At 63.6% G+C, this 13,585-nt stretch carries 12 protein-coding genes; 2 read left to right on the top strand and 10 right to left on the bottom strand.

Annotated features, from left to right (window positions below):
• Positions 1 to 187: 187 nt before the first annotated feature.
• Positions 188 to 3,304 carry an efflux RND transporter permease subunit gene (locus J7302_RS20950; protein ID WP_215379101.1) on the bottom strand — a complete coding sequence of 1,039 codons (3,117 nt, stop codon included), beginning with the start codon at positions 3,302 to 3,304 and terminating at the stop codon, positions 188 to 190.
• 6 nt (positions 3,305 to 3,310) lie between these two features.
• Positions 3,311 to 4,414: an efflux RND transporter periplasmic adaptor subunit gene (locus J7302_RS20945; protein ID WP_215379098.1), complete on the bottom strand. Its 1,104-nt coding sequence runs from the start codon at positions 4,412 to 4,414 to the stop codon at positions 3,311 to 3,313.
• 92 nt (positions 4,415 to 4,506) lie between these two features.
• Here J7302_RS20945 and J7302_RS20940 point away from each other — a divergent pair, with 92 nt between their 5' ends.
• A complete protein-coding gene (locus J7302_RS20940; RefSeq protein WP_215379095.1) occupies positions 4,507 to 5,142 on the top strand; it encodes a TetR/AcrR family transcriptional regulator in 636 nt (211 codons plus the stop codon).
• A 66-nt stretch (positions 5,143 to 5,208) separates the two neighbouring features.
• On the opposite strand, the gene J7302_RS20935 is transcribed toward J7302_RS20940, so the two are convergent.
• The 7 genes from J7302_RS20935 to ppc form a co-directional block, all read right to left on the bottom strand.
• A complete protein-coding gene (locus J7302_RS20935; protein WP_215379093.1) occupies positions 5,209 to 5,988 on the bottom strand; it encodes a class I SAM-dependent methyltransferase in 780 nt (259 codons plus the stop codon).
• Positions 5,989 to 6,144: 156 nt separating this feature from the next.
• Positions 6,145 to 6,975, bottom strand: a complete 831-nt coding sequence (locus tag J7302_RS20930) for an isocitrate lyase/PEP mutase family protein (RefSeq protein ID WP_215379091.1) — start codon at positions 6,973 to 6,975, stop codon at positions 6,145 to 6,147.
• A gap of 38 nt (positions 6,976 to 7,013) precedes the next feature.
• On the bottom strand, positions 7,014 to 7,868 hold the full coding sequence (locus tag J7302_RS20925) for a DUF72 domain-containing protein (protein ID WP_215379089.1): 855 nt from the start codon (positions 7,866 to 7,868) through the stop codon (positions 7,014 to 7,016).
• Complete coding sequence (locus J7302_RS20920; RefSeq protein ID WP_215379087.1) at positions 7,868 to 8,209, bottom strand: hypothetical protein; 342 nt, start codon at positions 8,207 to 8,209, stop codon at positions 7,868 to 7,870. The genes J7302_RS20925 and J7302_RS20920 overlap by 1 nt, the downstream gene beginning before the upstream one ends.
• A gap of 101 nt (positions 8,210 to 8,310) precedes the next feature.
• Complete coding sequence (gene tsaB / locus J7302_RS20915; protein ID WP_215379084.1) at positions 8,311 to 8,991, bottom strand: tRNA (adenosine(37)-N6)-threonylcarbamoyltransferase complex dimerization subunit type 1 TsaB; 681 nt, start codon at positions 8,989 to 8,991, stop codon at positions 8,311 to 8,313.
• Between the two features lie 85 nt (positions 8,992 to 9,076).
• Positions 9,077 to 9,724, bottom strand: coding sequence for an adenylate kinase (gene adk, locus J7302_RS20910; RefSeq protein ID WP_215379079.1), 648 nt, complete (start codon positions 9,722 to 9,724; stop codon positions 9,077 to 9,079).
• A gap of 161 nt (positions 9,725 to 9,885) precedes the next feature.
• Positions 9,886 to 12,522 carry a phosphoenolpyruvate carboxylase gene (ppc, locus tag J7302_RS20905; protein ID WP_215379073.1) on the bottom strand — a complete coding sequence of 879 codons (2,637 nt, stop codon included), beginning with the start codon at positions 12,520 to 12,522 and terminating at the stop codon, positions 9,886 to 9,888.
• Positions 12,523 to 12,722: 200 nt separating this feature from the next.
• On the opposite strand from ppc, the gene J7302_RS20900 reads away from it, so the two are divergent.
• Positions 12,723 to 13,067, top strand: a complete 345-nt coding sequence (locus J7302_RS20900) for a pilin assembly protein (RefSeq protein WP_215379068.1) — start codon at positions 12,723 to 12,725, stop codon at positions 13,065 to 13,067.
• 16 nt (positions 13,068 to 13,083) lie between these two features.
• On the opposite strand, the gene cadR is transcribed toward J7302_RS20900, so the two are convergent.
• Positions 13,084 to 13,551 (bottom strand): Cd(II)/Pb(II)-responsive transcriptional regulator, encoded by a 468-nt coding sequence (gene cadR, locus J7302_RS20895; RefSeq protein WP_215379062.1) that lies wholly within the window; start codon positions 13,549 to 13,551, stop codon positions 13,084 to 13,086.
• Positions 13,552 to 13,585: the final 34 nt, after the last annotated feature.

Below are 13,585 nucleotides of genomic sequence, written 5' to 3'. Positions count from 1 at the left end.
CAACGCCTCATCCAGGCCCTGGTGAAACCACCGCAACGCTTGCTCGAACTGCCCATGCCACAGCTGCCCTGCAGCACCGGGCTGGGCCCGCGCGGCCATAGCGAAGTCCTCCTTTAACGCCGAATAAATGCTCTCCCGCAGAGGTCTTTGCTGCCATGAATAAGGCCCCTTCAAGGGGCCTTTGCCTTCAGTGGCTGGCTTGGACCTCGGGCAGTATCGCCGGCTGGGCGTCCGCCACAGGCGCTGGCTTGACCCGAAACCAGGCCGCATAGAGCGCCGGCAGGAACAACAGGGTCAGCAGGGTTGCCACGATCAACCCGCCCATGATGGCCACCGCCATGGGGCCGAAGAACACGCTGCGCGACAGCGGGATCATCGCCAGCACCGCCGCCAGGGCGGTCAGCACGATGGGGCGGAAGCGCCGTACCGTGGCCTCGATGATCGCGTTCCAACGGTCCATTCCCGCCGCAATGTCCTGCTCGATCTGGTCGACCAGGATCACCGAGTTGCGCATGATCATCCCCGCCAGGGCGATGGTGCCGAGCATGGCGACAAACCCGAACGGCTGGCGGAACACCAGCAGGAACAAGGTGACGCCGATCAGCCCCAGTGGCGCGGTAAGGAACACCATGACCGAGCGCGAGAAGCTCTTCAGCTGCAGCATCAGCAGGGTCAGGACCACCACGACGAACAGCGGCATCCCGGCGTTCACCGATTTCTGCCCGCGGCTGGAATCTTCGACGGTCCCGCCCACATCCAGCAGATAGCCAGACGGCAATTCGGCACGGATAGGCTCGAGTGTCGGAAGGATCTGCTTCACCAGGCTGGCTGGCAGCGACTTGTCGTAGATATCCGCACGCACAGTCACGGTTGGTAAGCGGTTACGGTGCCAGATGATGCCTTCTTCGAAGCCGTACTCAAGGGTCGCAATCTGCGACAGTGGCACGCTCTGGCCATTGTCCGTGGGCACCGCCAGGCTCGGCAGCAGAGCCAAGTCCTGGCGCTCGCGGACGGTGCCGCGCAGGAGGATCTCGATCAGCTCGTTATCTTCACGAAAATAGCTCACCGGCGTACCAGTCAGGGAACTCTGCAGGAACCGCGAGAGGTCGGCGGTGCTGATTCCCATGGCGCGGGCACGGTCCTGGTCGATGTTGAGCCGCACGACCTTGCTGGGTTCTTCCCAATCCAGGTGCACGTTCACCACATGGGAGTTCTCACGCACCTTGTCGGCGACTTTGCGAGCCAATGCGCGGACTTCATCGATATGCTCGCCCGAAACCCGGAACTGCACGGGATAGCCTACCGGCGGGCCGTTTTCGAGGCGAGAGATACGACTGCGCAGAGTCGGGAACTCATCGTTGAGTACCTGGATCAGCCAACTGCGGACCTCCTCACGGGCCTCGATGCCTTTTGCCAGCACCACGAACTGGGCAAAGCTGGCAGCGGGAAGCTGCTGGTCCAGTGGCAGGTAGAAGCGCGGCGAGCCGGTCCCCACGTAGGCCACATAGCTGTCGATGCCGGGATGCTCGTTGAGCAACTGCTCCAGCCGCTTGACCTCCGCTTCGGTATTGCTGAGGGAGGCGCCCTCGCTGAGCTTTAGGTCGACCATCAGTTCCAGGCGCCCGGAAGCCGGGAAGAACTGCTGAGGCACGAAGCGGAAGAGGAAGATGGACGCGACGAAAGCTGCCAGGGTCAGAATGACCACCGTCTTGCGCCGACGCACACACCACTCCACCACCCGCCGGACCCGCTGATAAAACGGAGTCGCATAGGGATCGTGGCCCTTGTCGCTGCCGCCATGCTTGGCGGCATGGCGCTTGGCCAGGTCAGGCAACAGGCGATCCCCCAGATACGGCACGAACACCACGGCGGCGATCCAGGACACCACCAGGGCGATGGTCACCACCTGGAAGATCGAGCGTGTGTACTCGCCCGTTCCGGACTGGGCAGTAGCGATGGGCAGGAAGCCGGCAGCCGTGATCAGGGTGCCCGTGAGCATCGGGAACGCCGTGCTGCTCCAGGCATAGCTGGCCGCCTTGAGCCGGTCATACCCTTGCTCCATCTTGATCGCCATCATCTCCACCGCAATGATCGCGTCGTCCACCAGCAGACCCAGTGCCAGCACCAGCGCGCCAAGGGAGATCTTGTGCAGGCCGATGCCGAAGTGGTGCATCACCGCGAAGGTCATGGCCAACACCAGCGGAATCGACAGCGCCACCACCAGGCCAGTGCGCAGGCCGAGGGAGAAGAAGCTCACCAGCAGGACGATGACCAGAGCCTCAGTGAGCACTCGTACGAACTCGCCAACCCCGGTCTTCACCGCTGCAGGCTGATCCGAGACCTTGCGCAACTGCATCCCGACCGGCAGCGTCTCCTGCAGGCGGGCAAACTCCCCTTCCAGCGCCTCGCCAAGCATCAGGATGTCGCCCCCTGCCTTCATCGAAACGGCCAAGCCAATGGCATCCTCCCCCATGAAGCGCATGCGCGGTGCAGGCGGATCATTGAAGCCGCGATGAACCTCAGCCAGGTCGCCGATACGGAAGGTCCGGTCCCCCACCCTGATGGGGAAGTCACGAATCTGCGCCACTGACTCGAAGCGACCGGAAACGCGCAATTGCACGCGATCACTTGCGGTCTCGAAGAACCCAGCGGAACTTACGGCATTCTGCTCATCCAGCGCCTGTTGCACCGCCGCCAGCGGCAGACCCAGCGTCGCCAGCTTGACGTTGGACAGCTCGATCCAGATTTTCTCGTCCTGCAGACCAAGCAGATCCACCTTGCTGACGTCCTTGACCCGCTGCAGTTGCAGCTGGATGCGGTCGGCATAGTCCTTGAGCACGGCGTAGTCGAAGCCTTCGCCGGTCAGCGCATAGATGTTGCCGAAAGTGGTGCCGAATTCGTCATTGAAGAAAGGCCCCTGGATACCTTGCGGCAGCGTGTGGCGAATATCGCTGACCTTCTTGCGGACCTGATACCAGAGTTCGGGGATCTCCGACGAACGCATGGAGTCACGGGCAATGAAGGTCACCTGCGACTCGCCCGGACGAGAGAAGGAAACGATCCTGTCGTACTCGCCGGTCTCCATCAGTTTTTTCTCGATGCGTTCGGTGACCTGGCGCGACACCTCCTCGGCAGTCGCCCCCGGCCAGTTTGTACGCACCACCATGGCCTTGAAGGTGAAGGGCGGGTCTTCACTCTGCCCCAGCTTGGTGTAGGAAATGGCCCCGACAATGCCGAGCAACAGCATGATGTAGAGGACAATCTGGCGGTTCTGCAACGCCCAGGCGGAAAGGTTGAAGTTCATGGGGGCTTACTCCTTCGCCACCATCTTCACCGCGCGGTTGGCGCGATCCACCGGCCTGACCTGCTGGCCCTCACGCAGTACCTGCACCCCAGCGGCAACGACCCAATCGTCAGGGCTCAGCCCTTCCAGTACCGGGACGCGGTCTTCGCCATAGGCACCAACTCGCACAGGACGGCGTTTGAGTGTGGAGTTCGTCGGGTCGACGACCCAGACATAAGGCTGCCCGGCTTCCGCAGTCAGCGCAGAAAGCGGTACGGAAAGCGGCACCTCGCCCTTGCTGCGAATGAACACCCGGGCGCTCTGCCCCAACTCGGCAGGCACCTTGTCGCGGGCAAAGGCTACGCGCGCAGCGAAAGTGCGCGACTGCGGGTCAGCTGCTGGTGACAGCTCGCGAATTCGGGCCGGGAAGCGTTTCCCAGGCAGTGACCAAAGTTCGACGGCCACGTCCTGGCCAACCTTGAGACGATCGATACCCAGTTCGGGCAAGCTGATGACCACCTCACGCTCGCCCTCCACCGCCAGCGTAAAGACCGTTTGTCCGGCAGCAACGACTTGCCCGACCTCGGCACGGCGGCTGGCGATCACCCCATTTTCCGAAGCGCGCAGCACGGTGTAGCCCGCCTGATTACTGGCGACGTTGAACTCGGCCTTGATCTGCTTCAGCCGCGCCTCGCCGGCACGGTACTGGTTTTCGACGTTGTCGTACTGCGACTCACTGATCAGCTTGCGGTCCAGCAAGGTGCGATAGCGATCACGCTCGGCACGCACCAGCTTGAGGTTGGCTTGTGCAGCTGCCACCTGGGCGCGAGTCGCCTCGAGCTGCAAACGCACGTCCTGCGGGTCAAGCTCGGCCAGAGGCTGGTCCTTCTTCACCCGCTCGCCCACTTCCACCAGGCGTTTCGCTACTTTGCCGCCAATGCGGAACGCCAGCTCCGGCTCATACCGCGCGCGCACCTCGCCCGGAAAGGTATCGACCGCATCCGCCGCCGGCAGGGGCTGCACCACCATCGCCGGGCGTACTGCCTGTTGGACGGGTTCACCATTGCCGCAAGCCATCAACAGGAGGGAAAGGGAAAGAGGCAGAGCGAGGGGCAACGCATGGCGAAACATGATGAATGACCTTTCGCGAAGAGCAGCTGGAATATTTATACTGCTTGGTATAGTAAAAATAGCAAACTCACCAGTCCAGTATTTACGAAGAAATGTCTGACAATTCGTTTCCGACCAGCGGCCCCGGCCGCCCCAAAGATCCGGCAAAGCGCAAAGCGATCCTCGAGGCCGCGAAGAACCTGTTTCTGCGCAAGGGCTACGACGGCAGCAGCATGGACGCCATCGCCTCCGAGGCGGGAGTTTCCAAGCTGACGGTGTACAGCCACTTCACCGACAAGGAGACCTTGTTTTCCGCGGCGGTGAAGGCCAAATGCGAGGAGCAGCTGCCTGAGCTGCTGTTCGAGCTACCAGCGGACGTCAGCATCGAGAAGGTCCTGCTGACCATCGGTCGCAGCTTCCATGCGCTGATCAACAGTCGCGAGTCAATCGAGCTGCATCGGGTGATGGTGGCGATGGCGACACAGGACCCGAAACTCTCGCGGATGTTCTATGAAGCCGGACCACAGCAGGTGCTGCAGGAAATGACCGGGCTGCTGAGCCAGGCGCAGCAGGCGGGCAAGCTGGCCATCGAAAATCCACTGCACGCCGCCGAGCATTTCTTTTCCCTGATCAAGGGCGGGCATAACTTCCGGCTGTTGATCGGCTGCAACCCTCCCCTGGAGGGAGCGGAAGCTGAACAGCACGTGCGGGAGGTGGTGGAGCTGTTCATGCGGGCTTATCGGCCCTGAGAGCTGGAAGCAGAGCGGTTCTGCGACCTACCGTGTCGCCAGGCACGGCAGGTCGCCGGCATTGGTTCAGGCCCCCAGCTTTTTCTTCGGGTAGATGTCATAGCGACTGGACTTGCCTTCCAGCGCATAACTCGGCTTTGTCCCGGCAATAATCGGCGCCTTGCGCGGCCGCTTCACCACGACCCGGTGGCTGGCCAGGGCCAGGGCCGCTTCCAGCAGCGCTGGTGCGTCCTGGTCGTCACCCACCAGCGGGCGAAACAGGCGCATCTCCTTCTTCACCAGGGCGCTCTTGTCACGATGCGGGAACATCGGGTCAAGGTAGATGACCTGCGGCGCCTCACCCTGCCAGCCACGCATCAATTCGATTGCGTTGCCGTTAAGCAGGCGCATACGCGCGGCAATCGCGGCCACATCCAGATCACCGGCAGCACGGGCCAGGCCATCTTCCAGCAAGGCCGCGATCAGCGGCTGGCGTTCGATCAAGGTCATCTCGCAGCCCAGACTGGCCAGCACGAAAGCATCGCGCCCCAGCCCGGCCGTCGCGTCCAGCACACGCGGTCGAATGCCGGATTGCACGCCTACCGCCTTGGCGATCATCTGCCCGCTTCCACCGCCGAACTTGCGGCGATGGGCTGCTGCACCCTCGACGAAATCCACCCGTACTGGGCCCGGGGAGTCTGGCCCCAGCTGCAGGAGCTGCAACCCGTCGCCACCCAGTTGCAAGGCAAAGTCCGCCTCGCCCTCCAGGTTCAGCCCAAGCCTTGCGGCAAGGGACTCGATACGCTCGGCAAAATCCGGCTCCAGGGCCTCAGCCCGGACCCTGGCGGTTTCCTGCTCTTCACTCATGCAACGACATGCTCATCAAAACGGGGGAAAGGCGCGGCATTTTGCCAGAGCCGGGACGAACCTGAGAGGCAACGAGCCAATTATCCACCTGCGGACGATGGATATAGCCTTGCTTAACCTACACGGCGCGCCCCATCCTGCGGGCCTGCAATGGCGTCAGGGCTTGAACAAGTCGTTGATACGGTCGAAGGGCATGGCCTGCTTGGTCAGCACCAGACTGCCCTCCTCCGCCAACGAACGTGCTGCCGCATAGAACGCGCCGTAGGCTACCCGGGCAAAGTTGGAGCCCAGGCTGACACGTTTGACGCCCAGTTCGGCCAACTCATCCAGCGACAGCCCCAGGCTTGGTGAGCCGACCAGCACGTTCACCGGGCGAGGCGCCACGGCCTGGACTACGGCGGCAATCTGTTCGCGGCTGGTCAGCCCTGGGGCATACAGCACATCGGCACCGGCCTCGGCATAGGCGACCAGGCGGCGAATGGTGTCATCCAGGTCGCGGCGGCTGTGCAGGAAGTTCTCTGCCCGCGCCGCTAGGGTGAAGCTAAAACCCAAACTGCGAGACGCCTCGACCGCGGCACGGATGCGTTCTACCGCCAGCTCCATGGGGTAGATGGGATCGGCCGCTCGCCCGGTCGCGTCTTCGATGGAGCCGCCGACCAGCCCTGCCTTGGCAGCCAACCGGATGGTTTCGGCGCAATCCTCCGGGCGGTCGCCGTAGCCGTTCTCCAGGTCTGCCGCCACCGGCAGCGGCGTGGCGTCGACAATGGCGCGTGCGTTTTCCAAAGCTTCTTCGCGGCTGACTGCCCCTTCTGCATCGCGACGTCCCAAGGAGAAGGCAAGGCCCGCGCTGGTGGTGGCCAGTGCTGGGAATCCGAGATGAGCGAGCATCTTCGCCGAACCCGCGTCCCAAGGGTTGGGCAGGACAAACAGGCCGGGAGTGCGGTGCAGGGCGGCAAAGCTATCACCACGTTGCGCCTGGGTGGTCATGGGCTTACTCCTCTGGAGGCTGAGCCGGACAGCCTAGTTCAGAGCAGGCCCAACTGCTCGACCTGAGGTTGCGGCAGGGTCAATGCCGGCAATCCGGGCAGGCGCTGGCTCAACCCTTCATGGAAACGCAACGCCTGGGCGGCCGCCAGGTGGTTGTCCGGCGTATGCAGGAACATGCAAGGCGTAAGCCCCTGCTCGATCCAGGCTGCCACCTTGTCCAGCCAGGGTTCGAGAAACGGCTGGTTGGAGTCCAGATCCGGCCCACCGATGAATCGCACCTGCGGACTGCTGCTGAAGGCTGCGGGACGCACCGGGATACGCGGTTTCTTCGATTGTGCGTGAAGTACGGCCGAATGCTGCGACTGGCAACTGAACAAGGCCCGGGAATCCAGACAAATGCGCTCGACGGCACGTTCATGCAGCAAGCGGTTGAGCGCTCGTTCGGCGTCACCTTTGTCGAAGAACGCCTGGTTTCTGACCTCCACGGCAATCGGCAGGTCACCGAACTCATCCAGCCAGGCGGCCAATTCGACCAACCTTGCGGGGCCAAAGGTCGCCGGCAACTGCAGCCATAGCGGGGCCACCCGCTTGCCGAGCGGAGCCAGCAACTTGAGGAAGGTTTCAGTCGCCACGAACTGCTCCCGCAGGTCACCTTCGTGGCTGATGTCGCGAGGCAGCTTGGCGCAGAAGCGGAATCCCTCCGGCATGGTCTGGGCCCAGCGCTGCAGAGTCTCGGCGGAAGGCCGCGCATAGAAGGTGGTGTTGCCTTCCACTGCATTGAACACCTGCGAATAATGACCGAGAGTTTCAGCTGGCCGCAGATCAGCAGGATAGAAAGTGCCGCGCCAGGCTGGCTCGTTCCAGGACGGGCAGCCGAGGAAATAAGGCAGCATCAGGCGTAGAGATCGAGTCCGAGGACTTCGGTTGCGTCGGCTTCAGAGGAGAAACGGGCGGTGGAGCTATAGCTGGCAATGGCCTGGGCGGCCCGGCTGCTCACCGCTCGCTGCTGGGCAAGGTCTTGTGCCCGCACTGGCAGACTTTCCCCTGCGGCATTGCCGGCCTGGACCCGGCGCAACTGCGCAGCCGGTTCGTAAACCTGGCTGGAAGACGCTGCTGGCGGCTGCTCGTGGCGGGCTTCCTGTTCACGCTTGACCTCGCGAAAAGGCGTGACTGCACTGCCTTGGCGAGGGCTGCGTTCCAGCGGGTAGGAAGAGGTGAAGCCATCGATACGCATCAGTAGCAGCTCAGCAGTACAAGCAATTCGAACAGGCGCGTGTGGACTCTAGTCGCCCGACCCGGGCTTGGCAATCGAAGCGGTCGGCCGATGGACGGATCCTACTTCGGTGCCTTGGGCGTGGCGACATTGTCGCGCAGGTAGACCGGCTGGGCCTGGTCGGCAGGTAGCGCTTCACACCGCGCCCAGGCGAAGCGGGCCAGAGCCAGCAAGTCTTCGGCATGGGGCAGAAGATCCGGAGATTGGCCATAAGGCTGCACGGGAATCCGCGCGCCATGCGTCCCCCAGCCGGTACCGGCGCCATACCAGGCGCCACTGGCATCGCGTGGCAGGGTCACCCGCTCCGGAGGCAGTACCGCTTCTGTACCCGCCAGGCGCATTTCACCGTCCAGGAGCCGATAGCAGCCCCAATAGACCTCATCCATGCGTGCATCGATGGCAGATGCGACCTGGGTTGCGCCCTGCTCGCGATGCGCGCGCTGGGCCAGCACGGCCAGATCGGAAATTGGCAGCACTGGCCGCTCCAGCGCAAACGCCAGGCCCTGGACGACGCCGATGGCAATCCGCACTCCGGTGAAGGCGCCCGGCCCGCGACCAAACGCGATGGCGTCCAGCGACGACAAGGGCACTCCGGCCTCAGCCAGCAGGGTCTGGACCATCGGCAACAGGCGTTGGGCGTGCAGGCGCGGGATCACCTCGTAATGGCTGAGCACCTTGCCGTCATGCAGCAGGGCAACGGAGCAGGCTTCGGTGGCAGTATCCAGGGCCAGCAATGTGGTCATCGAGGTATCCAGGGCAAGGAAAAAGGCCGGCATTATAAACGCCAACGGCCCGCAAGCGGGCCGTTGGTCAGATCCGGGCAGTGACTCAGCTCAGGGCGGCCAGCACTTTACCGGTGATCTCGTCCACCGAACCCACGCCGGCAATCGCGCTGTATTTCGGAGTGCCTTCAGCGGCAGCCAGTTTCTGGTAGAAGTCCACCAGCGGCTTGGTCTGCGAGTGGTAGACGGACAGGCGATGACGCACAGTCTCTTCCTTGTCGTCATCACGCTGGATCAGGTCTTCGCCAGTGACGTCGTCCTTGCCGGCAACCTTCGGCGGGTTGTGCTCGGTGTGGTAGACGCGGCCGGAAGCCGGGTGTACGCGACGACCGGCGATGCGGCTGACGATTTCTTCATCGTCGACGGCGATTTCCACCACGTGGTCGATGGCAACACCCGCTTCCTTCAGGGCTTCAGCCTGCGGAATCGTGCGCGGGAAGCCGTCGAACAGGAAACCTTTGGCGCAATCAGCCTGAGCGATACGCTCCTTGACCAGGTTGATGATCAGGTCGTCGGAGACCAGGCCACCGGCGTCCATCACGCTCTTGGCCTTCAGGCCCAGCTCGGTACCGGCCTTGACCGCTGCGCGCAGCATGTCGCCAGTGGAAATTTGTGGAATGCCGAATTTCTTGGTGATGAAACCGGCTTGGGTACCTTTGCCGGCACCGGGGGCCCCCAGCAGAATCACGCGCATCGATGTGCTCCTCAAGATTTTATTTTCAAATCGGTCGGATTCGCCTCATGGGGCCAATCTCAGAATAGGGTCTTCGGCGTCGCTGAACGGCCAAAAGGACGTTCAAGATACACAGCACCCCTATAGCGCACAAGACGCCGAAAGTTGGAGCAAATCGGGCCTCAACCGGTGTTTCGGAGCCCTGCTGCAATGCCCGCGACACTCACCAGCAAGGCCTGTTCGAGCGGCCCTTCGGCATGGGTCTCGCAACGTCTGGAACGGGCCAGGAGCTCCGCCTGGAGCAGGTGCAGGGGGTCCAGGTAGGTGTTGCGCACGCTGATCGCCTCCCGGGTCTCGGGGCTCTGTGCAAGCAGCTCGGACTGACCGGTCAGAGCCAGTACCGATGCACAAGCCTGCGACAATAGGTCGCGCAAATGCGCACCCAGCGGACGCAACCCCGTTTCGACCAGTCTTTCGTCGTAAAGCTCGGCAATTGCCAAATCTGCCTTGGCCAGGACCATCTCCAGCATGTCGATGCGGGTAGCGAAGAACGGCCAGCGCTCGCGCATGCGCGCCAGCAGCTCGCCCTCGCCACGCTGCTGTGCGTTGGCGAGCGCAGCTTCCCAGCCGAGCCAGGCTGGCAACATCAGGCGCATCTGGGTCCAGGCAAATATCCAGGGGATCGCCCGCAGGCTCTCCACGCCACCTGCGCGGCGCTTGGCCGGGCGGCTGCCCAGCGGCAGCCGCCCCAGCTCCTGTTCCGGCGTGGCTTGGCGGAAGTACTCGACGAACTGAGGGTGCTCTCGGACTATCGCGCGGTACCCCGCCAAACCGTCATTGGCCAGGCGGTCCATGGCCGCGCGCCAGGCGGGCTCGGGTTCAGGCGGGGGCTGCAAGGTGGCTTCCAGCACTGCAGCCAGGTAGAGGTTCAGATTTTGTTCGGCAATGCCGGGCAGGCCGAACTTGAAGCGGATCATCTCGCCCTGCTCGGTGGTGCGGAAACGCCCTGCTACCGACCCCGGCGGTTGCGACAGGATTGCCGCATGGGCAGGGCCGCCGCCGCGCCCCACGGTGCCACCGCGGCCGTGGAACAGCAGGAGTTCGACCTGGTGCCGTCGGCACACGTCCACCAGCGCTTCCTGGGCCCGGTACTGCGCCCAGGCCGCAGCCGTAGTACCTGCGTCCTTGGCCGAATCGGAATAGCCGACCATCACTTCCTGCGGGCCGTGCAGCCGGGCGCGGTAACCGGGCAGGCCGAGCAACCGGTCGATGGCAGGACCGGCGTTGTCCAGGTCAGCCAGGGTTTCAAAGAGTGGCACCACATGAATAGCCCGTTGCAACCCGGCTTCCTTGAGCAGCAGTTGTACCGCCAGCACGTCCGAGGGTTGGCCAGCCATGGAAATCACGTAGGAGCCGAGCGAGGCCGCCGGCGCACCCGCCACAACGCGACAGGTCGCCAGTACTTCAGCGGTGTCCGCCGAGGGCCGGTAGTGCGCAGGGAGGAGCGGTCGGCGGCAGTCCAGTTCACGCTGCAGGAAGGCCAACCGGGTGTCTTCATCCCAGTCCGCATAGGCACCCAGGCCCAGGTAATCGGTGATCTCGCTCATTGCAGCGGCATGCCGACCCGCGTCCTGGCGGATATCCAGGCGCACCAGGAACAGGCCAAAGGCCGATGCACGCCGGATGCAGTCCAGCAGCGCACCATCGGCAATCACGCCCATGCCACAGCTATGCAGCGAGTGATAGCAGAGCTCCAGCGGCTCCAGCAGTTGCTGGTTGTCCTGCAGCACCTCGGGGCCGGGTGCAATCTCGCACTCCAGCGCTGCCTCGGCCCAGGCGCGGGTGGCACGCAGGCGCTCGCGGAGATGCTTGAGCAGCGCCCGGTAGGGCTCCGGATGGACGCCCACGCGCACGCGCATCTCGTCGCTGGCCTGCTGCATGGAGAGCTCTGCAGCGAGGTAGTCGACATCGCGCAGATAAAGGTCTGCAGCCATCCAGCGGGCCAGCAGCAGCACCTGACGACTGACAGCCGCCGTGACATTCGGGTTGCCATCGCGATCGCCGCCCATCCAGGAGGCGAAGCGCAGCGGCGCGGCGCTCAACGGCAAGTGCAGACCGGTTGCCGCATAAAGGGTTTCGTCCACGTGGCGCAGGACATTCGGCAGCGCCTCCCACAGCGAATGCTCGATCACCGCGAAGCCCCACTTCGCCTCATCCACCGGGCTGGGGCGGCTACGGCGGATCTCCTCGGTGTGCCAAGCCCCGGCAATCAGCCGCAGAAGGCGCTGACGAACCCGCCCGCGCTCGCTGGTGCTGAGGTCGTCGTGGTCCTGCGCGGCAAGTTGGGCAGCCATGGCGTCGTACTTCTGGATCAAGGTACGCCGCGCCACTTCGGTGGGGTGCGCGGTCAGCACGAGCTCGATATCCAGCCGCCCCAGCTGCCGGGCCAGTTGCTCAGGGCCATGACCATTGGCAAGGAGCCGCTGCAGCAGCTCGCCGAGCACGCGATCCTCGAAGGGGGAGGCCTCCTCCGGATCGCGGCGGCGGATGCGGTGGTATTGCTCGGCGATATTGGCAAGGTTGAGGAACTGGTTGAAGGCGCGGGCTACCGGCAGCAGCTCGGCCTCGGTCAGCCCATCGAGGGTGTCGTTGAGTTGGCGCTGGCCATCCTCGGAGCCCTGGCGCGCCGCCTTCGCGCCCTTGCGGATGCGTTCTATCTTGTCGAAGAAGGCATCGCCCAACTGGGCTCTGATCGTGTCGCCAAGCAGTTCGCCCAGCAGATGAACGTCTTCGCGTAAGCGCGCATCGATTTCCGCCATGACCGTCGCTCCTTAACCGGGTGTGCCTCCAGCTTGCCGAGAGCGGCATGCGCTTACAAGAGCGCGACGAACGGCAACCCGGTTGATGCTGGCGAGCTAGGCTGAACATTGCGGGCTCCACAAGTGTCCGCGCCCGGGCGGCAGAGACTGTCCGACGCTTTGCAGCCGCCCACCACACGTGGGATGAGGATGAGGTGTTTATGAAAATTCGAGAACTGGTACGCCATTGGGAGCAGAACGCCAAGGGTCGTCTGACCCGAAGTCAGTACAACATTCATCTGGACCTGGAATCCGCGGCCCGGCTGGCCGCCATTGCCGAGATGTACCCCAAGCGCAGCGTCGAGGAACTGATCGGGGAATTGCTCGGCGCAGCCCTGGAGGAGTTGGAAGCCAGCTTCCCCTACGTCAAAGGCAGCCAGGTGGTCGCCACGGACGAACAGGGCGACCCGCTTTATGAAGACATCGGGCCGACGCCACGCTTCCTCGCGCTCTCCCGCCGCTACCTCCAGCAACTGAGTGACCAACGCGAAAACACCAACCACTGAAGTCGCAGCAGGCCCCTCAACCGCGTCGGTGAACGCCCGGTACGTGAAGGTGGCCCGCGTGCGCGCAGTCCTCGCTGGCCACCTGCGGCACTCCGGGCTGCTGCAGCTCTCGAAGGATGCCGCATGCTTCACTTGCACCCGCGCCGCTGCATTGGTTGCGCAGGTCCTTGAGCTGGCTGCGCAGTGAATGCAACTCGGCAATCCGCACCTCAACGTGGTGCAGATGCTCTTCGATCAACTGGTTCGCCGCCCCGCAGTCAGCGTCTGGCCTGTCGCGCAGGGCCAGCAGCGTGCGGATCTCATCCTGGGTCATGTCCAGTGACCGGCAGTGGCGAATGAACAACAGGCGTTCTTCGTGACTGGCATCGTACTGCCGATAATTACCCGCGCTGCGCTTTGGGGCTGGCAACAATCCTTCGCGCTCGTAATAGCGAATGGTCTCCACCGGACAGCCGGTACGATTTGCCAATTCACCGATCTTCATCTGCGCCTCCGCTTGACTCTGTAGTTGCTACAGA

The sequence above is a fragment of the Metapseudomonas boanensis genome (assembly GCF_018704125.1).
GTDB classification, from domain to species: domain Bacteria; phylum Pseudomonadota; class Gammaproteobacteria; order Pseudomonadales; family Pseudomonadaceae; genus Metapseudomonas; species Metapseudomonas boanensis.
The sequence above is the reverse complement of the archived record's forward strand: the minus strand, read 5'-3'. Positions and strand labels throughout refer to the sequence as shown.